19 protein-coding genes are annotated in these 23,300 nt (G+C 59.5%); 6 read left to right on the top strand and 13 right to left on the bottom strand.

Annotation, left to right across the window (positions count from 1 at the left end; genetic code table 11):
- Positions 1-92: 92 nt before the first annotated feature.
- A complete protein-coding gene (locus ACM110_RS18150) occupies positions 93-1,112 on the bottom strand; it encodes a quinone-dependent dihydroorotate dehydrogenase (RefSeq protein ID WP_416128847.1) in 1,020 nt (339 codons plus the stop codon).
- A 230-nt stretch (positions 1,113-1,342) separates the two neighbouring features.
- Here ACM110_RS18150 and ACM110_RS18145 point away from each other — a divergent pair, with 230 nt between their 5' ends.
- The 5 genes from ACM110_RS18145 to cobA all read left to right on the top strand — a co-directional run bounded on the left by ACM110_RS18145 (position 1,343) and on the right by cobA (position 7,095).
- The gene (locus tag ACM110_RS18145; protein ID WP_416128846.1) at positions 1,343-2,554 is read left to right on the top strand and encodes a CmpA/NrtA family ABC transporter substrate-binding protein; all 1,212 of its coding nucleotides are present in this window, start codon (positions 1,343-1,345) and stop codon (positions 2,552-2,554) included.
- Between the two features lie 15 nt (positions 2,555-2,569).
- Positions 2,570-3,145 (top strand): ANTAR domain-containing response regulator, encoded by a 576-nt coding sequence (locus ACM110_RS18140; protein ID WP_008056396.1) that lies wholly within the window; start codon positions 2,570-2,572, stop codon positions 3,143-3,145.
- 267 nt (positions 3,146-3,412) lie between these two features.
- The gene (locus tag ACM110_RS18135) at positions 3,413-4,624 is read left to right on the top strand and encodes a nitrate/nitrite transporter (RefSeq protein WP_416128845.1); all 1,212 of its coding nucleotides are present in this window, start codon (positions 3,413-3,415) and stop codon (positions 4,622-4,624) included.
- 7 nt (positions 4,625-4,631) lie between these two features.
- Positions 4,632-6,302 carry a protein kinase domain-containing protein gene (locus tag ACM110_RS18130; RefSeq protein WP_416128844.1) on the top strand — a complete coding sequence of 557 codons (1,671 nt, stop codon included), beginning with the start codon at positions 4,632-4,634 and terminating at the stop codon, positions 6,300-6,302.
- A gap of 25 nt (positions 6,303-6,327) precedes the next feature.
- Positions 6,328-7,095, top strand: coding sequence for a uroporphyrinogen-III C-methyltransferase (gene cobA / locus ACM110_RS18125; RefSeq protein ID WP_416128843.1), 768 nt, complete (start codon positions 6,328-6,330; stop codon positions 7,093-7,095).
- Positions 7,096-7,210: 115 nt separating this feature from the next.
- Here cobA and ACM110_RS18120 read toward each other — a convergent pair whose 3' ends face one another.
- The 8 genes from ACM110_RS18120 to ppsA all read right to left on the bottom strand — a co-directional run bounded on the left by ACM110_RS18120 (position 7,211) and on the right by ppsA (position 15,347).
- On the bottom strand, positions 7,211-8,245 hold the full coding sequence (locus ACM110_RS18120) for an OmpA family protein (protein WP_416128842.1): 1,035 nt from the start codon (positions 8,243-8,245) through the stop codon (positions 7,211-7,213).
- Between the two features lie 107 nt (positions 8,246-8,352).
- Complete coding sequence (gene sigX / locus ACM110_RS18115) at positions 8,353-8,943, bottom strand: RNA polymerase sigma factor SigX (RefSeq protein WP_015096065.1); 591 nt, start codon at positions 8,941-8,943, stop codon at positions 8,353-8,355.
- Positions 8,944-9,033: 90 nt separating this feature from the next.
- Positions 9,034-9,858, bottom strand: a complete 825-nt coding sequence (locus ACM110_RS18110) for a mechanosensitive ion channel family protein (protein ID WP_008048604.1) — start codon at positions 9,856-9,858, stop codon at positions 9,034-9,036.
- Positions 9,859-9,860: 2 nt separating this feature from the next.
- Positions 9,861-10,109 (bottom strand): hypothetical protein, encoded by a 249-nt coding sequence (locus tag ACM110_RS18105; RefSeq protein WP_020801096.1) that lies wholly within the window; start codon positions 10,107-10,109, stop codon positions 9,861-9,863.
- A gap of 63 nt (positions 10,110-10,172) precedes the next feature.
- On the bottom strand, positions 10,173-11,168 hold the full coding sequence (locus ACM110_RS18100) for a zinc transporter ZntB (RefSeq protein WP_338585541.1): 996 nt from the start codon (positions 11,166-11,168) through the stop codon (positions 10,173-10,175).
- Between the two features lie 21 nt (positions 11,169-11,189).
- Positions 11,190-11,681 carry a ribonuclease E activity regulator RraA gene (gene rraA, locus ACM110_RS18095; RefSeq protein WP_416128841.1) on the bottom strand — a complete coding sequence of 164 codons (492 nt, stop codon included), beginning with the start codon at positions 11,679-11,681 and terminating at the stop codon, positions 11,190-11,192.
- Between the two features lie 137 nt (positions 11,682-11,818).
- Positions 11,819-12,808 (bottom strand): alpha/beta fold hydrolase, encoded by a 990-nt coding sequence (locus ACM110_RS18090; RefSeq protein WP_416128840.1) that lies wholly within the window; start codon positions 12,806-12,808, stop codon positions 11,819-11,821.
- A gap of 163 nt (positions 12,809-12,971) precedes the next feature.
- Positions 12,972-15,347 carry a phosphoenolpyruvate synthase gene (gene ppsA / locus ACM110_RS18085; protein ID WP_416128839.1) on the bottom strand — a complete coding sequence of 792 codons (2,376 nt, stop codon included), beginning with the start codon at positions 15,345-15,347 and terminating at the stop codon, positions 12,972-12,974.
- Positions 15,348-15,521: 174 nt separating this feature from the next.
- Between ppsA and ACM110_RS18080 the strand changes: the two genes are divergently transcribed.
- Entirely contained in the window at positions 15,522-16,340 is an 819-nt protein-coding gene (locus tag ACM110_RS18080) for a pyruvate, water dikinase regulatory protein (protein ID WP_416128838.1), read from the top strand.
- A gap of 109 nt (positions 16,341-16,449) precedes the next feature.
- Here the strand turns inward: ACM110_RS18080 and prpD are convergent, their stop codons facing one another.
- The 4 genes from prpD to prpC form a co-directional block, all read right to left on the bottom strand.
- Positions 16,450-17,934 carry a 2-methylcitrate dehydratase gene (gene prpD, locus ACM110_RS18075; protein ID WP_416128837.1) on the bottom strand — a complete coding sequence of 495 codons (1,485 nt, stop codon included), beginning with the start codon at positions 17,932-17,934 and terminating at the stop codon, positions 16,450-16,452.
- Positions 17,935-18,128: 194 nt separating this feature from the next.
- Entirely contained in the window at positions 18,129-19,319 is a 1,191-nt protein-coding gene (prpF, locus tag ACM110_RS18070; protein WP_416128836.1) for a 2-methylaconitate cis-trans isomerase PrpF, read from the bottom strand.
- Positions 19,320-19,383: 64 nt separating this feature from the next.
- Positions 19,384-21,978 (bottom strand): Fe/S-dependent 2-methylisocitrate dehydratase AcnD, encoded by a 2,595-nt coding sequence (gene acnD, locus ACM110_RS18065; RefSeq protein ID WP_416128835.1) that lies wholly within the window; start codon positions 21,976-21,978, stop codon positions 19,384-19,386.
- 185 nt (positions 21,979-22,163) lie between these two features.
- Positions 22,164-23,291, bottom strand: a complete 1,128-nt coding sequence (gene prpC / locus ACM110_RS18060; protein WP_416128834.1) for a 2-methylcitrate synthase — start codon at positions 23,289-23,291, stop codon at positions 22,164-22,166.
- Positions 23,292-23,300 lie beyond the last annotated feature (9 nt).

The following is a 23,300-nucleotide window of genomic DNA, read 5'->3' as shown; positions in this document are numbered from 1 at the left end:
TGTAGGAGCTGCCGAAGGCTGCGATCTTTTGATTTTGCTTTTGTAAAAGACAAGATCAAAAGATCGCAGCCTTCGGCAGCTCCTACAAAGGATCAGCGCAGGGCTGCGATCGCGTCTACCGACTCACGGATCAACGCCGGGCCTTTGTAGATGAAGCCCGAGTAGATCTGCACCAGGCTCGCACCCGCGGTAATCTTCTCTGCCGCATGCTTGCCTTCAGTGATGCCACCCGCCGCGATGATCGGCAAGCGACCGCCCAGCTCCGACGCCAGCACTTTCACGGTATTGGTGCTCTTGTCGCGAACCGGTGCGCCGGACAGACCGCCCGCCTCGTCACCATGTTCCATGCCTTCGACGCCCACGCGGCTCAGGGTGGTGTTGGTGGCGATGACCGCGTCCATGCCGGTTTCGATCAATGCTTGCGCAACCTGCGCGGTTTCTTCGTCGGTCATGTCCGGAGCGATCTTGATCGCCAGCGGCACGTGTTTGCCGTGACGCAGCGCCAGTTCCGCACGGCGTGTAGCCAGGTCGGCCAGCAATTGCTTGAGCGAATCGCCAAATTGCAGGCTGCGCAGGCCCGGCGTGTTCGGCGAGCTGACGTTGACCGTCACATAGCTGGCATGGGCATAAACCTTGTCCAGGCAGATCAGGTAATCGTCGACCGCACGCTCAACCGGCGTATCGAAATTCTTGCCGATGTTGATGCCCAGCACGCCCTTGTACTTGGCCGCTGCGACGCGGGCCAGCAGGTGATCGACGCCGAGGTTGTTGAAACCCATGCGATTGATGATCGCCTCGGCTTCCGGCAGACGGAACAGGCGCGGCTTCGGATTGCCCGGCTGCGGACGCGGAGTGATGGTGCCGATTTCGACAAAACCGAAACCCAGCTGCGCAAAGCCGTCGATGGCCGCACCGTTCTTGTCCAGGCCCGCCGCCAGACCCACCGGGTTCGGGAAGTCCAGGCCCATGACATTCACCGGTACTTTCGCCGGCGCCTTGCACAGCAAGCCGTTGAGCCCCAGGCGTCCGCCTGCGCCGATCAGGTCGAGGGACAGATCGTGGGAGGTTTCCGGGGAAAGTTTGAACAACAGCTGACGGGCCAGGGTGTACATGGGCGGATTTGACTCGATTGGCGGCGAAATGAGGCGGCGATTATAGCCGGGCATGGGGGGCGCTAGCGAGGCGCAACGATAAAAACAGCGGGCGATGGCATATGCCTTGCAGCCGTTCGGTCATCAGCACACAGGCCAACGGCGGAATGTGTGCAAGGACAATGGCGTCGTCACCCGGCCTTGCTTGTAGAAAGGTCTGGGACGACGTTTTTTTTGAAGGTGCGAAATCGATGAACGAACCATCAGCCGGCCCTCTGGCCTGGGTCAATGGCAGCGATGCCCCGGAAAAGACCGAAATCAACCTCGGCTTCATGGCCTTGAGCGACTGCGCCTCGGTGGTGGTGGCTGCTACCCAGGGTTTCGCCCAGCCCTACGGCCTGACCCTGAATCTCAAGCGTCAATCATCCTGGGCCAATCTGCGGGACAAACTGGTCAGCGGTGAACTCGATGCCGCCCATAGCCTGTACGGCTTGATCTACGCCGTGCACCTGGGCATCGGCGGCGTGGCTGCGACCGACATGGCGGTTCTCATGGGCCTGAACCAGAACGGCCAGAGCATCAACCTCTCCCATGGCTTGCAGGGCCTTGGCGTGACCGGTCCTGAAGCACTTCACCGGCACGTGCACCAAAGTCGCCCAAAACTGACCTTCGCCCAGACTTTTCCTACCGGCACCCACGCCATGTGGCTGTATTACTGGCTCGCAAGCCAGGGCATTCATCCGCTACTGGATGTCGACAGTGTGGTGGTGCCGCCGCCGCAAATGGTCGCGCACCTGCAAGCGGGGCGCATCGACGGCTTCTGCGTTGGCGAACCGTGGTCTGCCAGCGCGGTTCAACAGGATCTCGGATTTACCCTGGCCACCACTCAAACGATCTGGCCCGATCATCCGGAAAAAGTCCTCGGCTGCACCCGCGCCTTCGTCGAGCAGTATCCCAACACCGCCCGAGCGTTGGTGATGGCGATCCTCGAAGCCAGCCGCTTCATCGAAGACAACACCGAGAATCGTCGCAGCACCGCGCAATTGCTCAGTGCACCGCAGTACCTCGACGCACCGCTCGAATGCATCGAACCGCGCCTGCTGGGCGACTACGCCGACGGCCTGGGTAATCGCTGGCAAGACCCGCACGCCTTGCGCTTCCATGGCGCTGGCGAAGTCAATCTGCCGTACCTGTCCGATGGCATGTGGTTTATGACCCAGTTCCGTCGCTGGGGCTTGTTGCGCGACGACCCGGATTACCTCGCCGTTGCCCGCCAGGTCCAGCAACTAGACTTGTACCGTGAGGCCGCCAGTGCAGTCGGCGTCGCATCACTGGGCAAAGAGATGCGCAGCAGCCAGTTGATCGACGGCAAAGTCTGGGACGGTTCCGATCCGGTCGGCTATGCCCGCAGCTTCAAGCTGCACGCCATGAGCGACAGCTCGCCCCGCCTCGCCAGCCGCTGACAGGAGACTGCGAACATGTTGCGTATCCTGCTGATCAACGACACCGCGAAAAAAGTCGGACGCCTGAAAGCGGCCCTCACCGAGGCCGGATTCGAAGTGATCGACGAGTCCGGGTTGACCATCGACCTGCCCGAACGCGTCGAAACGGTGCGTCCGGATGTGATTTTGATCGATACCGAGTCACCGAGCCGCGATGTCATGGAGCAAGTGGTGCTGGTCAGCCGCGACCAGCCGCGACCCATCGTCATGTTTACCGACGAACACGACCCCGATGTGATGCGCCAGGCGATCAAGTCCGGGGTCAGCGCCTACATCGTCGAAGGTATTCATGCCCAACGCTTGCAGCCGATTCTCGACGTGGCTATGGCGCGCTTCGAAAGCGACCAGGCCCTGCGCGCCCAACTGCACGCCCGCGACCAGCAACTGGCCGAGCGCAAGCGCATCGAGCTGGCCAAAGGACTGCTAATGAAGATGAAGGATTGCAACGAGGAAGAGGCCTACACCCTGATGCGCCGCCAGGCCATGAGCCGCCAGCAGAAGTTGATTCAGGTGGCGGAGCAGATTATTGCGATGAGTGAATTATTGGGTTGAGCATCAAAAGATCGCAGCCTTCGGCAGCTCCTACAGGGTGTACGCATTCCGACTGTAGGAGCTGCCGAAGGCTGCGATCTTTTCCCTACACCACAAAAATCGGCATGTGGCACAGATCTGGCTAAGTAATCACCACAGGTAACCAACGGCGGTTGCCCAATCTACGACAAAGACGTCGCTCACCTCATTTGCCTCCCGGCGAATCAGGTGGCGGCGTTTTTTTGTTTTGGCTCCCGTTCGAGACTCCTATTCAGTTTGAGGTGCGCGATGAATTCAAGCTTCTGGAAATCCGGCCATACCCCGACCCTGTTCGCAGCCTTCCTCTACTTCGACCTGAGTTTCATGGTCTGGTACCTGCTCGGCCCTTTGGCGGTGCAGATCGCCGGCGACCTGCATCTGACCACCCAACAACGTGGACTGGTGGTGGCAACGCCGATCCTGGCCGGGGCGATCCTGCGCTTTGTGATGGGCATGCTGGCTGATCGCCTGTCACCGAAAACCGCCGGCCTGATCGGTCAGGTGATCGTCATCTGCGCGCTGTTCGGCGCCTGGAAACTCGGTATCCACAGTTATGAGCAAGCGCTGCTGTTGGGACTGTTCCTCGGCATGGCTGGCGCGTCATTCGCCGTTGCCCTGCCGCTAGCCTCGCAGTGGTATCCGCCGCAGCACCAAGGCAAGGCGATGGGCATTGCCGGCGCGGGCAACTCAGGCACCGTGCTGGCCGCACTGATTGCGCCGGTGCTGGCCGCCGCGTTTGGCTGGAGCAACGTGTTCGGCTTCGCGCTGATCCCGCTGATCCTGACCCTGATTGTCTTCGCCTGGCTGGCCAAAAATGCCCCTGAGCGGCCGAAAGCCAAGTCGGTGGCTGATTACTTCAAGGCGCTGGGCGACCGTGACAGCTGGTGGTTCATGTTTTTCTACAGCGTGACCTTCGGTGGTTTCATCGGCCTGGCCAGCGCCCTGCCCGGCTACTTCAACGACCAATACGGCCTGAGCCCGGTGACCGCCGGTTACTACACCGCTGCCTGCGTGTTCGGTGGCAGCCTGATGCGCCCATTGGGCGGTGCCCTGGCCGACCGTTTCGGTGGTATTCGAACTCTTTTGGGGATGTACACGGTCGCCGCGATTTGCATTGCAGCCGTCGGTTTCAACCTGCCAAGTTCCTACGCAGCCCTGGCGCTTTTCGTCTGCACCATGCTCGGTTTGGGTGCAGGCAACGGTGCGGTTTTCCAACTGGTCCCGCAGCGTTTTCGCCGTGAGATCGGCGTGATGACCGGCCTGATCGGCATGGCCGGCGGCATCGGTGGCTTTGCCCTCGCGGCTGGCATGGGTGCGATCAAGCAAAGCACCGGCAGCTACCAGATGGCCTTGTGGTTGTTCGCCAGCCTCGCGGTGCTCGCGTGGTTCGGTCTGCACGGTGTGAAACGCCGCTGGAGAACCACCTGGGGTTCGGCTGCCGTGACGGCTGCGCGGGTCTGAGGTCTTAATGAGCCTGCAACTGAGTTTCGCCGAAGCCAGCGCCACCGGCCCACGGGCCGAGAATCAGGACGCCCTGCGCCTGGTGACGCCGGCCCCGGCGCTGGCAGCCAGCAAGGGTTATCTGTTCGCCATCGCCGACGGCGTCAGCCAGTGCGCCGATGGTGGCCTGGCCGCGCGTTCGACGTTGCAGGCCCTGGCACTGGATTACTACGCCACCCCGGAAACCTGGGGCGTCGCACAAGCCCTTGATCGCCTGCTGCTGGCGCAGAACCGCTGGTTGCAGGCCAACGGTGGCGGACAACCGCTATTGACCACTGTGAGCGCTCTGGTGCTGCGTGGCAGGCGTTTTACCCTGGCTCACGTCGGCGATTGCCGGGTGTATCGCTGGCACGGGGATAATTTGCAGCGAGTCAGCGAGGATCACGTCTGGGATCAGCCCGGCATGCAGCATGTGCTCAAGCGGGCGCTAGGCCTGGATCAGCATCTGGTGCTGGATTTTCTCGACGGTGAACTGCGTCTCGATGAGAGCTTCGTCCTGCTCAGCGACGGGATCTGGGCGGTTCTGGGCGACACCGCGATTGCCGCGATCCTGCGTGATCAACCGGATCTGCACAGTGCCGCGCAAACGCTGGTCAGCGCCGCGCACTTGGCCGGCAGCCAGGATAACGCCAGCGCCTTACTGGTGCGGGTCGATGCCCTCGGTGAAACCAGCATTGGCGATGCTTTGATTCACTTGCAGCAATGGCCGCTGCCGCCGGCACTGAAACCGGGACAGGATTTCGAGGGCTGGCACGTCGAAGCAATCCTCGGTCAGAGCCAGCAATCATTGCTCTATCGGGTGCGTGACACCCAGCAGCAACCCTGGTTGCTGAAAACCTTGCCCGGCCGCCTGCATGACGATCATCAGGCGGGGCAAGCCTTGCTGTCGGAGGAATGGTTTCTCAAGCGCGTGGCCGGGCGGCATTTTCCTGAAGTTCATGCCGCCAGTCAGCGCCAGCATTTGTACTATGTGATGCGCGAATATCCCGGAGCGACCCTGGCGCAACTGCATGAACAGGTCGGGCCAATGCCGCTGGCGCAATGGCAGGACCTCGCCGAACGCTTGCTTCGAGCGGTCGGCATGCTGCATCGGCGGCAGATTCTGCACCGCGACATCAAACCGGAGAACCTGCTGCTGGGGGACGATGGTGAGTTGCGCCTGCTGGATTTCGGACTTGCTTACTGCCCCGGATTGTCCGAAGACCAGCCTTCTACCCTGCCCGGAACGCCAAGTTTCATTGCACCAGAAGCGTTTCGCGGTGAAGCGCCGACCCCGCAACAGGATCTCTATGCAGTCGGCGTGACCTTGTATTACCTGCTGACCGGGCATTTCCCCTACGGCGAAATCGAAGCGTTTCAACGCCCACGATTCGGCGTACCGGTCAGCGCCAGTCGCTATCGGCCCGACTTGCCGGAGTGGCTCACACAAAGTCTGGAACGCGCGGTTGCCGCGGATCCAACGCTGCGTTTTGAAACGGCGGAAGAATGGCTGCTGCTGATCGAACAGGGCGAGCGGCACAGCTTGACCGTGCGCCCACGACCGCTGCTGGAGCGCGAACCGTTGAAGGTATGGCGAACGCTGGCGCTGCTGTCATTGGTGGCAAATCTGGCGCTGTTGTTTGCGGTATTTCATGGCTGATGTCGGCCCAAATGAGGAAAACACGATGAACGCAAAAGTCTGGCTGGTGGGCGCGGGCCCTGGTGATCCGGAATTGCTGACCCTCAAAGCTGTGCGGGCGTTGAGCGAGGCGGATGTGGTGCTGATCGATGATCTGGTGAATGCCGCCATCCTCGAACATTGCAACCAGGCGCGGATCATTCCCGTGGGCAAACGCGGAGGCTGCCGGTCTACCCCGCAAGCGTTCATTCATCGTCTGATGCTGCGTTATGCGCGCCAGGGCAAATGCGTGGTGCGACTCAAGGGCGGCGACCCGTGCATTTTCGGACGTGGCGGTGAAGAGGCGCAGTGGCTGCGCGAACGTGGGGTTGAGGTGGAACTGGTTAATGGCATCACGGCCGGGCTCGCCGGTGCGACGCAATGCGATATACCGTTGACCCTGCGCGGTGTGGCGCGCGGCGTGACACTGGTCACCGCCCATACCCAGGACGACAGCAGCCTTAACTGGCAAGCACTGGCCCAAAGCGGCACGACTTTAGTGATCTACATGGGTGTGGCCAAGCTCAGCGAAATTCGTGAGCAGTTGCTGGCCGGCGGGATGACGGCAGACATGCCGGTGGCGATGATCGAAAACGCTTCGCTGCCGCATCAGCGGGAATGCCGAAGCGATCTGGCAGCAATGGAAAAAGATGCCCATGACTTCGAGCTGAAAAGCCCGGCTATTTTGGTTATTGGAGCGGTTGCGGCCTGCGAAGAAGAGCAGAAGATCGCAGCCTTCGGCAACTCCTACAGGTTGCAAGCGGTATCTGTGTAGGAGCTGCCGCAGGCTGCGATCTTTCGATATCACCGCATAAACCGGGTAGGAACACCAAATCGCAGACAAAGAAAAGCCCGGCCTAAGCCGGGCTTTTCTCAGAGCTGCGGGCTAATTACTTAGCTTGAGCTTCAACCTGCGCTTCTACGCGACGGTTTACAGCGCGGCCAGCGTCAGTTTTGTTGTCGGCAACTGGGCGGGATTCGCCGTAGCCAACAGACTGAACGCGGGACGATTCAACACCGTACTGGTTGGTCAGAACTTGCTTAACGGCGTTTGCACGACGCTCGGACAGTTTCTGGTTGTAAGCGTCAGGACCGACGGAGTCAGTGTGACCTTCAACAGTAGTGGTGGTGGATGGGTACTGCTTCATGAAGTCAGCCAGGTTCTTGATGTCGCCGTAGCTGTTTGGCTTGACTACCGACTTGTCGAAGTCGAATTTCACGTCCAGCTCAACACGTACAACTTCAGCAACTGCTGGGCAGCCATCAGCATCAACAGTTACGTTGGCTGGGGTGTCAGGGCACTTGTCAACGTTGTCGCAAACGCCATCGTTGTCGCTGTCGGAGCAAACTTCAGCTGGTGCTGGAACTGGAGCAGCAGCAGGCTTGGAGCCACCACCGAAGTTCACACCGATACCGACGCTAGGAGCCCACTCGGTGTTGCCCTGGTCGATGTTGTACTGAGCTTCAACGCCGGCACGGGCGTAGAAGTTGTCGGTGAAGTACAGCTTGGCGCCGCCACCAACGTTGGCGAAGGTGGAACGGTCACGACCGTTCGAACCGTTCTGGTCGATGCTCTGGTCGGAGAAGCCGGCCGAGACGTAAGGACGCAGCATGTCGCCCGGGTTGTTGAAGTGGTACAGAGCGTCCAGAGCGGTATCCGCGCCCTTGATGTTCTGACCGGAGTCGGAACGTACGTTGTGCACTTCGTCGTAAGCCAGACGCAGTTCAACGTCGTCGGTCAGGAAGTAACCAACAGAACCACCGAACAGGTTGCCGTCGTTTTTGAAGTTACGAGTGCTGTCGTAGTACTCTTTCTTTGCGAAGCCTTCGATTTCAACTGCGCCTTGGCCCTGTGCCAGAGCGCCGAACGAAGTGGCGGCAATAAGAGAACCAATGGCCAAGCCCAAGGTGTTTTTCAGTTTCATCCGTTAAATCCCCATCTGGTGATTGTGAAGCAGTCCCGCAAACCGGGGGACAACTCGGCGGCAAGTCTAACAGAACTTGCCTACACGTAAGAGATATTTGCGCTGAACTAAGTTTCAGCAATGCCTGCAAATTTCTCACGCAATTTATCTAGAGCGCGTTTGTACCGCATTTTTGTTGCACTCAAACCCATGTGCATGATGTCTGCGATCTCCTGAAACTCCAGCTCTGCGACAAATCGTAGCACCAGAATTTCACGGTCAATCGGGTTCACATACACCAGCCAGCGATCAAGTCCGCCCTTCTCCTCGGGTTTCGGCGTCTTTTCTTCGGACGCTTCCTCAAGGGGGTCAAGACTCAATGCGTCCATCAAGCGACGCTTTCGCCGTTCCTTCCGATACTGCGTAATACACTCGTTGTACGTGATGCTATATAGCCATGTCTTGAACTTCGATTTGCCCTCGAAGTTCTTCAGGCCATACAGCACCTTCAACATGACTTCCTGACAGACATCATCTGCATCGCGATCGTTCCCGAGATATCGTGCACAGACGTTAAATAATGTTCGTTGGTAACGCCGCATCAGTTCTTCATAGGCGCGCGTTACGTGAAACAGCTCGGTATGCGAGCGCGCGACCAACTCCTCATCAGAGAGCTCGCGGGGGTCGTAGCGCATGGATAACGATTGGGCTTTATTCAAAACAAGTCGGGCCGACAGTCAGGTCAATGTCCGCCGCAGCCAGCATCAGGCGGCATTTTGCGGCGGCATACATTAGCAGGGTTTGCCGGGTTAGCGGCTACTCACATGCTGCTCAAGGAGGATCCGATTGGAAAGAGAGACTAGCTCACCCTCATCGGTCAGCAATGTGGTTTTAACCGTGCCGATCTCTTCGATCTGGCCTTCGACCTCTCCAACACGCACTTGTTGCCCAACCTGATACAACTCACGCACATAGATTCCCGCAAGAATCTGACCGGCAATTTCCCGGCTTCCCAAACCCATGGCCAGCGCAACCGCCAGACCAACGGTAATCAAAACGATCACAATCACATGGTTGAGCAGGTCAGTCTTGACCTCCAACTGGCTGATCGCAACCGAAATACTGATGATGATCACCAAGCCCTGGGCAATTCGCCCAAGCCCTGAAGCGTAGTCCAGACCTACGCCTTCTGCCGCACCGCGCACCAGGCCATTGGCCAATTGCGCCAGCAAGACACCGACCAGCAACACCAGCGCCGCGCCGAATACCTTCGGCAAATACAACGCAAGCATATCCAGCGTAGCTGAAACTCGCTCAAGTCCAAGGGATTCTGCGGCAGAAACCAGAAAAATCAGCAGAACGAACCAATAGACGATTTTGCCGATCAGCGTGGAAATCGGCACTTGCAGGCCGGCGCGGGACAACAACTTGGTCAGGCCGGTGCCGCCCATCAGGCGATCGAGGCCCAGTTTGGCGAGCAATTTGGAAAGCAGCGTGTCCAGCAACTTGGCTACGACAAAACCCAACAGCAGCACAACCAGTGCGCCGAACAGGTTTGGAATGAAGTTCGCAACTTTGGTCCATAACGCAGTCATTGCAGTGACGAGGCTCTGTGTCCAGAGATCAAGTTCCATATTCAATCAGCCTTATCAGCAGTGCGAGCGGTAGGTTTACGAAGACGGGACACCGGCGCAACGTGGGCCGATCCGTTATTCAGGGCGATCATCAGCGCGGGCAGCCAGCGGCCCAGCAGACTGAACAGATCGCCGGCGCCGACCTGGCGGTTGGCGGTTTTCAGTACACGGCCAAGGCACGCATCGTCGTCCCGGGTGGACGGTGATGCCTTGAGCATGTCGCGCAAAGACTGTTCAAACGGATCGTGCATACGCACCTCTCGTGATGTCTGTGAAAGACGCGGTCAAATTTGGTCGGGTCACATGCTTTACCGTTACACCCAGCGCAAACGTCGGAACAACCACCACTGCCCGAGCGCCACCGAGAGCATCAGCAGGCAGGCGACGAGGAAGCCGTAAGGGCTTTCGGAAAACGGAATTCCCCCGACGTTGATCCCCAAAAGACCGGTCAAAAAACTCATCGGCAAAAAGATCCCGGTAATGATCCCGAAGCGATACATCGTGCGGTTCATGCGCACGCTCAATCGCCGGTCTTCAGTCTCCAGGACAAGCCCCACGCGCTCTCGGGTCAATTCGAGCTCTTCGAGATAGCGGGTCAGGCTGTTGTTCAATTCGTTCCAGTAATCACCATCGTCTTCGACGAACCAGGGCAATTTGATCCGCGTCAGCTGACCAAAAATATCCCGCTGCGGAGCGAGGAACCGCTTCAACGCAGCAGCCCGGCGACGGATTTGCAAAACAGCACCGTGTTCCGGTGTATACCGTTCGTCGGCATCCAGCTTTTCTTCTTCCTCATCGACCACTTCCGAGAGGCAACTGACCAGATCCTGGACCTTGTTGGTGAGGTACTGCGCCATATAAAGAATGAGCTCGGAGGCGGTTTTCGGTCCCTTGCCCTCCTCCAGTTGCACCAGCAGCTCTTCGGTGGCGCGCAACGGGCGCAAACGCAGGGAAATCACCCGCTGGGCGGAACCGAAGATCCGTACCGACACCATGTCTTCAGGTTCGGCACCCGGATTAAGGTTTACCCCACGCAAAAATAGCAGCAGTTCGCTGTCGGAAAGCTGTAAAAGCCGCGGACGGGTGTTTTCTTCCAGCAAAAGGTCACAGCTGAACTCACTCAGGCCACTGGATTTGCGCAGCCAGGTCTGGGTTTGCGGGTGACTGCGATCCCAGTGCAGCCACAGGCTTTCATGGGCCTGCAGCTGCAAGTCATCGAGTTCTGTCCGGGCTATCGAACGCGCGCCGCCTTTTCCATCCAGCACCAAGGCATGTACCAGCCCCCATTGCGCGTTTTCTTCCTCGAACATCCGCATTCCTTGGATCAAATCTTACTCAGGCATTTTCAGCGGGCTCGGCGAGATGATCACGCCGTTGTTGTCCGCGTAGATGTAGTGGCCAGGATGGAAGGTCACGCCGGCGAATGTCACGGCAACGTTGAGGTCGCCGATACCGCGCTTGTCGGTTTTCATCGGGTGGCTGGCCAGGGCCTGAACCCCCAGATCGGTTTGCGCGATGACGTCGACGTCACGGATGCAACCGTAGATCACCAGCCCTTCCCAACCGTTTTTCGAGGCTTTCTCGGCCAGCATGTCGCCGAGCAACGCGCGACGCAGGGAACCGCCACCGTCGACCACCAGGACCTTGCCATCACCCTTCAGCTCGACTTGCTCCTTGACCAGCGAGTTGTCTTCGAAGCACTTGATGGTCACGATTTCGCCGCCGAAGGAATCACGGCCGCCGAAATTGCTGAACATCGGTTCCAGCACCTGCACCAGCTCCGGATAGGCGTCGCACAGGTCAGGCGTGAGGTAATGGTTCATCGAAAAACTCCTGTAAAGAGGAAGACGGCACGAACATCATTGATGAATCAATCATCGAAAATGACCAGAACAGCTCAATCCGTCATATCTTAGCCGCAAGCCGATCAGAGCGAAATGCCCCTGATAGAGCGTCCAGCTTAGTTTGCCGTGGCCAGGTTCGCTTGCTCACCCAACAGAGGTGTTTGCTGATCCGCCAGCCAACGGGCCACCATCGGCCAGACCTCCGCCTGTGCGGCTTTGCTGACCAGCATTTCTACATGACCGAAATTGTCGCCAAAGCCCTGCTCGCGCCCCAGGTTGATGAATTGCTTGTGCTCGGAACCGATCTGCTCGAACAGCTTGCGACAAGCCCAGGCCGGGTCCTGATGATCGCTGACGGCACTCACGGCCAGCACCGGCACCTGAACGTTAGCCAAGCCGGCCCACCAGTCCTTGTCGGCATCGCCGAAGCGCCCGAACAAACCGTACCAACGCATGCTTTCCAGGGCCAGGCCAATCGGCTCGTCCTCCGGGCCGCGCTTGAGTCGGGAACCGGACAGCTGGGCAAAGCGCTTGAGGATGAAGCGACCGCTCCACTCCACCGGCGGGATTTTCAGCGGCCAGTAGGTGCGGCTGACTTGCGTACCGAAAAACGCCGCAGACGCGACCACAGGCTCGCCGATGTACTCACCGCCCAGCGCGGCTGCCAAGGTTATGCCGCCGAGTGAATGGCCGATCCAGTGCGGGACCTGGCCGCTCTGCTCGCGCACGAAGGCGCCAATGGCCGGCAGATCGTAACGCGCGTAGTCGGCAACGCGGTTCTTGCGGTAGTTCTGGTTGCGTTGGGACAAGCCGTGACCGCGCATTTCCGGAATCCACACATCGAATCCCAGACGCGTCAGATGAGCTCCAAGGCCCAGGCCTTTAGGGGAAAACCAGAAGCGTCGATTGGAAAAGCTGCCGTGCAGCAGGATCACCGGCACGCCGCGCACGGCAGGCTCATCGGCCAAGCCCAGGCGGGTGACCGCCAGCTCGACACTCGGATCCGGGCTGTTGGCCGGTTTCAAACGATAAACATCTTCGCTCAGATCACCGCGCCGCTCGGCGCTGATCAGAGCGACAGGAAATAGGTTGCTGCTGCTTTGCATAATCTCTTGCACAAAAAAGGGCGGCATCCAGATGGAGCCCGCCCTACTTCAATCTCAAAAAACGACCACCCCTGTAGGAGCAAGGCATGCCCGCGATGGCGTCTTCAAAATCGCCATCGCCAGCAAGCTGTGCTCCTACAGGGAGCGAGCCGTTCTCACACTGTCAGGCCGAAGCTTGACCTTCCGCCAGGAAGAACCAGGTTTCCAGCACGGAGTCCGGGTTCAACGAAACGCTTTCGATGCCTTGTTCCATCAGCCACTTGGCCAGGTCCGGGTGGTCCGAAGGGCCCTGACCGCAGATGCCGATGTACTTGCCAGCCTTGTTACAGGCGGCAATGGCATTGGCCAACAGTTTCTTGACGGCCGGATTACGCTCGTCGAACAGGTGCGCGATGATACCGGAGTCACGGTCCAGGCCAAGCGTCAGCTGGGTCAGGTCGTTGGAACCGATGGAGAAACCGTCGAAGAATTCGAGGAACTCTTCCGCCAGAATGGCGTTGGACGGCAGCTCGCACATCATGATCACACGCAGGCCGTTCTGGCCACGGGCCAGGCCGTTTTCGGCCAGCAGATCCACCACCTGGCTCGCTTCGCCCAGAGTACGGACGAACGGCACCATGATTTCGACGTTGGTCAGGCCCATCTCGTTGCGCACGCGCTTGAGGGCGCGGCATTCGAGTTCGAAGCAATCACGGAACGATTCGCTGATGTAACGCGAAGCGCCACGGAAGCCCAGCATCGGGTTCTCTTCTTCCGGCTCGTAGAGCTTGCCGCCGATCAGGTTGGCGTATTCGTTGGACTTGAAGTCCGACAGACGCACGATGACCTTTTTCGGCCAGAACGCTGCAGCCAGGGTGCTGATGCCTTCAACCAGTTTCTCGACGTAGAAGCCGACCGGATCGTTGTAACCGGCAATGCGCTTGTCGACGCTTTCCTTGATGTCCAGCGGCAGACCGTCGTAGTTCAGCAGTGCCTTGGGGTGCACGCCGATCATGCGGTTGATGATGAACTCCAGGCGGGCCAGGCCCACACCGGCGTTCGGCAGCTGTGCGAAGTCGAAGGCGCGGTCCGGGTTGCCGACGTTCATCATGATCTTGAACGGCAGGTCCGGCATGGCGTCCACGGAGTTCTTCTTGATGTCGAAGCCCAGCTCGCCTTCGAAGATGAAACCGGTGTCGCCTTCAGCACAGGAAACGGTCACGCCCTGGCCGTCTTTCAACAGCTGGGTGGCGTTGCCGCAACCGACCACGGCCGGGATACCCAGCTCACGGGCGATGATCGCCGCGTGGCAGGTACGACCGCCACGGTTGGTGACGATGGCGCTGGCGCGCTTCATGACCGGTTCCCAGTCCGGGTCGGTCATGTCGGACACCAGAACGTCGCCTGGCTGGACTTTGTCCATCTCGGACACGTCCTTGATGATGCGGACCTTGCCGGCGCCGATGCGCTGGCCGATGGCGCGACCTTCGACCAGCACGGTGCCGGTTTCTTTCAACAGGTAACGTTCCATGACGTTGGCCTGGGTGCGGCTCTTCACGGTTTCCGGACGGGCCTGCACGATGTACAGCTTGCCGTCGTCACCGTCCTTGGCCCATTCGATGTCCATCGGGCACTGGTAGTGCTTCTCGATGATCATCGCTTGTTTGGCCAGTTCGCTGACTTCGGCGTCGCTCAGGCAGAAATGTGCGCGATCAGCCTTGTCGACATCGACGGTCTTGACCGAACGACCGGCCTTGGCCTCGTCGCCGTAGATCATCTTGATGGCTTTGCTGCCCAGGTTGCGGCGCAGGATCGCAGGGCGACCGGCTTCCAGCGTACCTTTGTGGACATAGAATTCATCCGGGTTCACCGCGCCTTGCACGACGGTTTCACCCAGGCCGTAGGCGCCGGTGATGAACACGACGTCACGGAAGCCCGATTCGGTATCGAGGGTGAACATCACGCCGGCAGTGCCGGTTTCGGAGCGGACCATGCGCTGTACGCCGGCCGACAGGGCTACCAACTTGTGGTCGAAGCCCTGGTGCACGCGATAGGAAATCGCGCGATCGTTGAAAAGGGAGGCAAACACTTCCTTGGCGGCGCGAATGACGTTTTCGACACCACGGATGTTGAGGAAGGTTTCCTGCTGACCGGCGAAAGAAGCGTCCGGCAGGTCTTCTGCGGTAGCGGAAGAACGCACGGCCACGGCCACGTCAGGGTTGCCGGCCGACAGCGCGGCGAACGCGGTGCGGATCTCGGCATTCAGTTTTTCAGGGAACTCGGCTTCCATGATCCATTGACGGATCTGGGCACCGGTCTTGGCCAGGGCGTTGACATCGTCGACGTCCAGGGCGTCGAGGGCCGCATGGATCTGATCGTTCAGGCCGCTCAGTTCCAGGAAATCACGATACGCCTGAGCGGTCGTGGCGAAGCCACCGGGCACCGATACACCGGCACCTGCAAGGTTGCTGATCATCTCGCCCAGGGATGCGTTCTTGCCCCCCACGTGCTCAACGTCGTCTTTGCCGAGCTTGTCGAGGGAAACTACGTACTCTACCAAGGTGATCTCTCCACTAACTGTGTTGGAAAAGCTCAGAAGCCGGCTGCTTGAATGGGCATTTGCCGGCTATATGGCCTGGACCTGGAAAATAAGTGAGAATGCGGGCCAATGGCGGCCGGCAAATCGCGCCTATCATATCCAAGATTCGTCACTAGCTTAAGGCCCAAGGTGCAAATGAAACGATCTGCTTTCTTTATCTCCGATGGCACGGGCATTACCGCCGAAACCCTCGGCCAGAGCCTCCTGGCGCAGTTCGAAAACATTACCTTCAGCAAAGTCACGCGGCCGTACATCGACAACGTGGACAAAGCGCGGGCCATGGTACAACAAATCAACAAAGCCGCCGAAGCCGACGGCTTCCGTCCGATTATCTTCGACACCATCGTCAATCAGGACATTCGTGAGATTCTCGCTACCTCGAATGGTTTCATGATCGACATTTTCTCGACGTTCCTGGCACCCCTTGAGCAGGAACTGACCGAGCATTCTTCCTATACCGTGGGCAAGTCCCACTCCATCGGTGCCAACACCAATTACATGGAGCGTATCGAGGCGGTCAACTTCGCCCTCGACAACGACGACGGCGCCCGCACGCACTATTACGACAAGGCCGACCTGATACTAGTAGGCGTGTCGCGATGTGGTAAGACGCCGACGTGCCTGTACATGGCGATGCAATTCGGCATCCGCGCGGCCAACTACCCGCTGACCGAAGACGACATGGAGCGCCTGCAACTGCCCGCTGCCCTGCGCGCCCACCAGCACAAGCTGTTCGGCCTGACCATCGACCCCGACCGCCTCACCGCGATCCGCAACGAGCGCAAGCCCAACAGCCGCTATTCGAGCTACGCCCAATGCGAGTTCGAAGTACGCGAGGTGGAAAACCTGTTCCGCCGCGAGAACATTCCGAACATCAACTCGACGCATTTTTCCGTGGAAGAAATCTCCGCGAAAATCCTTGTGGAGAAAGGTGTGGAGCGGCGGTTCAAGTAATTCCGGTCACGCTTCTGTAGGAGCTGCCGCAGGCTGCGATCTTTTGATCTTGTTTATAGAAATCAAAGTCAAAAGATCGCAGCCTGCGGCAGCTCCTACAAGATTCTTTCTACATCACGAACAAATCCACAAACCGGTTCACCGCTGTCGCTTCAAGCTTCTGCTGATCCTTGCACAACGCAAAAATCTCCTCGCTGCGCTGCACGGTGAATCGTGTCAGCAAGTTCGCCTTGAACTTGTCTTCCAGCAACGGAATGCCTTCGACCCGACGCCGACGATGGCCAATCGGGTACTCCACCACCACGTTCTCGGTGCTGGACCCATCCTTGAAAAATACCTGAACCGCATTGGCGATCGAGCGTTTATCCGCCTCCAGATATTCACGGGTGTAGCGCGGCTCTTCGACGATGACCATTTTGTCGCGCAGCACATCGATGATTGGATGCGCCTTGTGGAAATCGTCCTCGTAGTACTCGGCCACCAGATTGCCGAAGGCCAGCGGTACAGCGGTCATGTACTGGATGCAGTGATCGCGATCAGCGGCATTGGCCAGCGGGCCGACCTTGGAAATAATGCGGATCGCCGACTCATGCGTGGTGATGACGATTTTGTCGATTTCATGCAAACGATTACGCACCTGCGGGTGCAACGTCACCGCCGCCTCACACGCCGTTTGTGCGTGGAACTCGGCCGGAAAACTGATCTTGAACAGCACGTTTTCCATCACATAACTGCCGTACGGCCGCGAGAAGCTGAACTCCCGCTTGTCTTCAGGCTTGAGCGCCAGATCATTGTTGGTATGGCTGAACAATACGTCGTAGAACCCCCACTGTTTGGCACTCAGAACACCGGGAATACCCATCTCGCCGCGCATCGCAATATCCGCCAGACGCACACCACGACTCGACGCATCGCCTGCCGCCCACGACTTGCGCGAGCCGGCATTCGGCGCATGCCGATAGGTGCGCAACGCCTGACCGTCAGCAAACGCATGGGACAACGCCGACAACAACTGCTCGCGGTTGGCACCCATCAGTTTGGCAGTGACCGCGGTCGAAGCGACTTTCACCAGGATGACGTGATCGAGGCCGACGCGGTTGAACGAGTTTTCCAGTGCGATCACGCCTTGAATCTCATGGGCCATGATCATCGCTTCAAGAACTATACGAACAGTCAGCGGCGCTTCGCCATTGGCCAGGCGTTTTTGTGAAAAATGGTCAGCCACCGCGAGAATGCCGCCGAGGTTGTCCGACGGATGCCCCCACTCGGCGGCGAGCCAGGTGTCGTTGTAGTCGAGCCAGCGCACGATGCAACCGATGTCCCACGCCGCCTTCACCGGATCGAGTCGGTAACTGGTCCCCGGCACGCGCGCACCGAATGGCACGACAGTGCCTTCGACCACAGGTCCAAGATGCTTTGTGCACTCGGGAAAACGCAGGGCCAGCAGGCCGCAACCCAAGGTATCGATCAGGCAATTGCGCGCGGTATCCAGCGCCTCTTTGGACTCGATCCTGTAGTTGAGAACGTAATCGGCAATGTCCTGCAGGACCTTGTCGTAGTCGGGGCGGTTGTTCAGGTCGACGTTGGCACTCATGTTCGATTCACTCTATGAAGTGGGTCGTTGATGGGACCTCGGTTCAGGGACAAATCTCGGTTGGTTACTTCATTCTTTTTTTGCAATCAGATCAACTGTAGGAGCTGCCGAAGGCTGCGATCTTTTGACTTTGTTTTTAGAATCAAGATCAAAAGATCGCAGCCTTCGGCAGCTCCTACAGGAGGTTGTGTTGGTTAGAACGAATCACCCGGCACTCGCACAAACCCTTCCATCAACACCCGCGCACTGCGGCTCATGATCGCCTTGTTCACAGTCCATTCGCCGTTCACCAGGCTGGCCTCGGCGCCAACGCGCAAGGTGCCGGACGGATGGCCGAAGCGCACCGCGTTGCGTTCAGTGCCACCCGCCGCGAGGTTGACCAGCGTGCCGGTGATCGCTGCCGCCGTGCCGATGGCGACTGCCGCCGTGCCCATCATCGCGTGGTGCAGCTTGCCCATGGACAGCGCACGCACCAACAGGTCGACATCGCCTGCCGCAATGGCTTTGCCGCTGGACGAAACGTAGTCCGCCGGCTGGGCCACGAACGCCACTTTCGGCGTGTGTTGGCGCTTGGCTGCTTCGTCGACGTTGGAAATCAGGCCCATGCGCAGTGCGCCGTAAGCGCGGATGGTTTCGAACATCAGCAAGGCTTTCGGGTCGCCGTTGATCGCGCCTTGCAGCTCGGTGCCCTTGTAGCCGATGTCTTCGGCATTGACGAAAATCGTCGGGATGCCAGCGTTGATCATGGTCGCCTTGAAGGTGCCCACACCGGGTACTTCTAGATCATCCACGAGGTTGCCGGTAGGGAACATCGAACCGCCACCGCCCTCTTCGTCCGCCGCCGGATCGAGGAACTCGATCTGCACTTCAGCCGCCGGGAAGGTCACGCCATCGAGTTCGAAGTCGCCGGTTTCCTGCACTTCACCGTTGGTGATCGGCACGTGGGCGATGATGGTCTTGCCGATGTTGGCCTGCCACACGCGAACCACCGCCACACCGTTGTGCGGAATGCGGCTGGCATCGACCAGACCATTGCTGACGGCGAACGAACCGACGGCCGCCGACAGGTTGCCGCAGTTGCCGCTCCAGTCCACGAATGGCTTGTCGATGGACACCTGACCGAACAGGTAATCGACGTCGTGATCGGCTTTGATGCTTTTCGACAGGATCACGGTTTTGCTGGTGCTGGACGTCGCGCCGCCCATGCCGTCGATCTGCTTGTCGTACGGGTCGGGGCTACCGATCACGCGCAGCAGCAAAGCGTCGCGGGCCGGGCCGGGAACCTGTGCCGCTTCAGGCAAATCTTTCAGGCTGAAAAACACGCCTTTGCTGGTGCCGCCGCGCATGTAGGTTGCGGGAATCTTGATCTGAGCTGCGTGAGCCATGTGCTCTTACTCCTAACCTTGAAAACAGACACGGGACTTAAAGTCCCGTGTTTGCACAGCAGTATTAAACGGCAACCGCCGATTCTTCGAGGAAGTCCTGGGCGAAGCGTTGCAGCACGCCGCCAGCCTCGTAGATCGACACTTCTTCGGCGGTGTCGAGGCGGCAGGTCACCGGCACGTCGACGCGCTCGCCGTTCTTGCGATGGATCACCAGTGTCAGATCGGCACGCGGGGTGCGCTCACCGATGACGTCGTAGGTTTCGCTGCCATCAATCGCCAGGGTGTGGCGGTTGGTGCCCGGCTTGAACTCCAGCGGCAACACGCCCATGCCCACCAGGTTGGTGCGGTGAATGCGCTCGAAACCTTCGGCGGCAATCGCTTCCACACCGGCCAGACGCACGCCTTTCGCCGCCCAGTCGCGGGACGAACCCTGACCGTAGTCTGCACCGGCGATGATGATCAGCGGCTGCTTGCGATCCATGTAGGTTTCAATGGCTTCCCACATGCGCATGACCTGACCTTCCGGCTCTACGCGAGCCAGCGAACCCTGCTTGACCTTGCCGTTTTCCTGAACCATTTCGTTGAACAGTTTCGGGTTGGCGAAGGTTGCGCGCTGCGCAGTCAGGTGGTCACCGCGGTGAGTCGCGTAAGAGTTGAAATCCTCTTCCGGCAAGCCCATTTTCGCCAGGTATTCGCCAGCGGCGCTGTCGAGCATGATCGCGTTGGACGGCGACAGGTGATCGGTGGTGATGTTGTCCGGCAGCACCGCCAGCGGGCGCATGCCCTTGAGCGGACGTGCACCGGCCAGTGCGCCTTCCCAGTACGGCGGACGGCGGATGTAGGTGCTCATCTCACGCCAGTCGTACAGTGGCGTAACTTTCGGGCCGGTGTCTTCGTGGATGGCGAACATCGGGATATAGACCTGACGGAACTGCTCAGGCTTCACCGAGGCCTTCACCACGGCGTCGATTTCTTCGTCGCTCGGCCAGATGTCTTTCAGACGAATTTCCTTGCCATCGACCACGCCCAGCACATCTTTTTCGATGTCGAAACGGATGGTCCCGGCAATGGCGTAAGCGACCACCAGTGGCGGCGATGCAAGGAACGCTTGCTTGGCGTACGGGTGAATCCGGCCGTCGAAGTTACGGTTGCCGGAGAGTACGGCAGTGGCGTACAGGTCACGGTCGATGATCTCTTGCTGGATCACCGGGTCCAGTGCGCCGGACATGCCGTTGCACGTGGTGCAGGCGAAGGCGACGACGCCGAAGCCGAGCTTGTCCAGTTCATCGGTCAAACCAGCTTCATCGAGGTACAGCGCGACGGTTTTCGAACCCGGTGCCAGGGACGACTTGACCCATGGCTTGCGGGTCAGGCCGAGCTTGTTGGCGTTGCGTGCCAGCAGGCCGGCGGCAATCACGTTGCGCGGGTTGCTGGTGTTGGTGCAGCTGGTAATGGCGGCAATGATGACCGCGCCGTCCGGCATTTGACCCGGCACATCGTCCCACTGACCGGCGATGCCTTTGGCGGCCAGATCCGACACCGCGACGCGGGCGTGCGGGTTACTCGGGCCGGCCATGTTGCGCACCACCGAGGACAAGTCGAAGGTCAGGCCGCGCTCGTATTGCGCGCCTTTCAGGCTGTCAGCCCACAGGCCTGTGGTCTTGGCGTAGTTCTCGACCAGTTGCACCTGCTCGTCTTCACGACCGGTCAGCTTGAGATAGTCGATGGTTTGCTGGTCGATGTAGAACATCGCCGCGGTGGCGCCGTATTCCGGGGCCATGTTGGAGATGGTCGCGCGGTCGCCGAGGGTCAGCTTTGATGCGCCTTCGCCGAAGAATTCCAGCCATGCGCCAACCACTTTTTGCTTGCGCAGGAACTCGGTCAACGCCAGCACCATGTCGGTGGCGGTTATGCCCGGTTGCAGCTTGCCGGTCAGTTCGACGCCGACGCTTTCCGGCAGACGCATCCACGATGCGCGACCGAGCATCACGCTCTCGGCTTCCAGACCACCGACACCGATGGCAATCACGCCCAGCGCATCGACGTGCGGGGTATGGCTGTCGGTACCGACGCAGGTGTCAGGGAACGCCACGCCGTCACGCACCTGGATCACCGGAGACATTTTCTCCAGGTTGATCTGGTGCATGATGCCGTTGCCCGGCGGAATCACGTCGACGTTCTTGAACGCCTTCTTGGTCCAGTTGATGAAGTGGAAACGGTCTTCGTTGCGACGATCTTCGATGGCGCGGTTCTTCTCGAACGCTTCCGGATCGAAGCCACCGCGCTCGACGGCCAGGGAGTGGTCGACGATCAGTTGCGTCGGCACCACCGGGTTGACTTGCGCAGGGTCACCGCCTTGCAGGGCGATGGCGTCACGCAGGCCGGCGAGGTCGACCAGTGCGGTCTGGCCGAGAATGTCGTGGCACACCACGCGGGCCGGGAACCAAGGGAAATCGAGGTCGCGTTTGCGCTCGATGAATTGCTTCAGGGATTCGGTAAGCGTGGCCGGGTCGCAGCGACGCACAAGGTTTTCCGCCAGTACGCGAGAGGTGTACGGCAGGGTGTCGTAGGCGCCGGGCTGAATGGCTTCGACTGCCGCACGGACGTCGAAGTAATCCAGTTGGCTGCCGGGCAGCGATTTGCGGAATTCAGTGTTCATCGGTCAGGACTCGGGTCACGGTAGTTTCAAAAGGTGGGGCCTGGTATTGCATTGAAACCGATCCCCTGTAGGAGCCGAGCTTGCTCGCGATAGCGGTGTATCAGTCGACATCAATGTTGAATGTCAGTCCGTCATCGCGAGCAAGCTCGGCTCCTACAGGTTCGCGGTTAACCGGCCCTCACCATTCAGCGTTGTTCGATTGGCACGAACTTGCGCTGTTCAACGCCGGTGTATTCGGCGCTTGGACGGATGATGCGGTTATTCGCGCGTTGTTCGTACACGTGGGCGGCCCAGCCGGTCAGGCGCGAGCAGACGAAAATCGGTGTGAACAGCTTGGTCGGAATGCCCATGAAGTGGTACGCCGAGGCATGGTAGAAGTCGGCGTTCGGGAACAATTTCTTTTGTTCCCACATGGTCTTGTCGATGGCTTCGGAAACCGGGAACAACACTTTGTCGCCCACTTCGTCGGCGAGTTTTTTCGACCAGCCCTTGATCACCTCGTTGCGCGGATCGTTGTCCTTGTAGATCGCGTGGCCGAAGCCCATGATCTTGTCCTTGCGCTCCAGCATGCCCAAGGTGCCTTTGATCGCGTCTTCCGGCGACGAGAAGCGCTCGATCATTTCCATCGCCGCTTCGTTGGCGCCGCCGTGCAGCGGACCGCGCAGCGAACCGATGGCTGCGGTGATGCACGAATACAGGTCGGACAGGGTCGACGCGCAAACACGTGCAGTGAAGGTCGAAGCGTTGAACTCGTGCTCTGCGTAGAGGATCAGCGAAACGTTCATCACCTTGACGTGCAACTCGCTCGGCTTCTTGCCGTGCAGCAGGTGCAGGAAGTGGCCGCCGATGGACTGCTCGTCGCTCACGCAATCGATGCGCTTGCCTTCGTGGCTGAAGCGATACCAGTAGGTCATGATCGCCGGGAATGCAGCCAGCAGGCGGTCAGTCTTGTCGTGTTGCTCGGAGAAGTTGTTCTCCGGTTCCAGGTTGCCCAGGAACGAGCAGCCAGTACGCATCACGTCCATCGGGTGGGCGTCGGCGGGGATGCGTTCCAGCACTTCTTTCAGCGCTTGCGGCAGGTCACGCAGCTTGCTCAGCTTGGTGATGTAGGCGCTCAGTTGCGCCTTGCTCGGCAGTTCGCCGTACAGCAGCAGGTAAGCGACTTCTTCGAACTGTGCGTCAGCCGCCAGTTCACGAACGTCATAACCACGATAGGTCAGACCGGCACCCGACTGGCCCACGGTGGACAGTGCGGTTTGCCCGGCTACCTGGCCACGGAGCCCGGCGCCACTGAGTACTTTTGCTTCGGCCATTTCTGCCTC

Source organism: Pseudomonas sp. NFX98, from assembly GCF_047784845.1.
Taxonomy (GTDB): Bacteria; Pseudomonadota; Gammaproteobacteria; order Pseudomonadales; family Pseudomonadaceae; genus Aquipseudomonas.
Note: the sequence above shows the minus strand (reverse complement) of the source record. Positions and strands in the feature narration are given on the sequence as shown.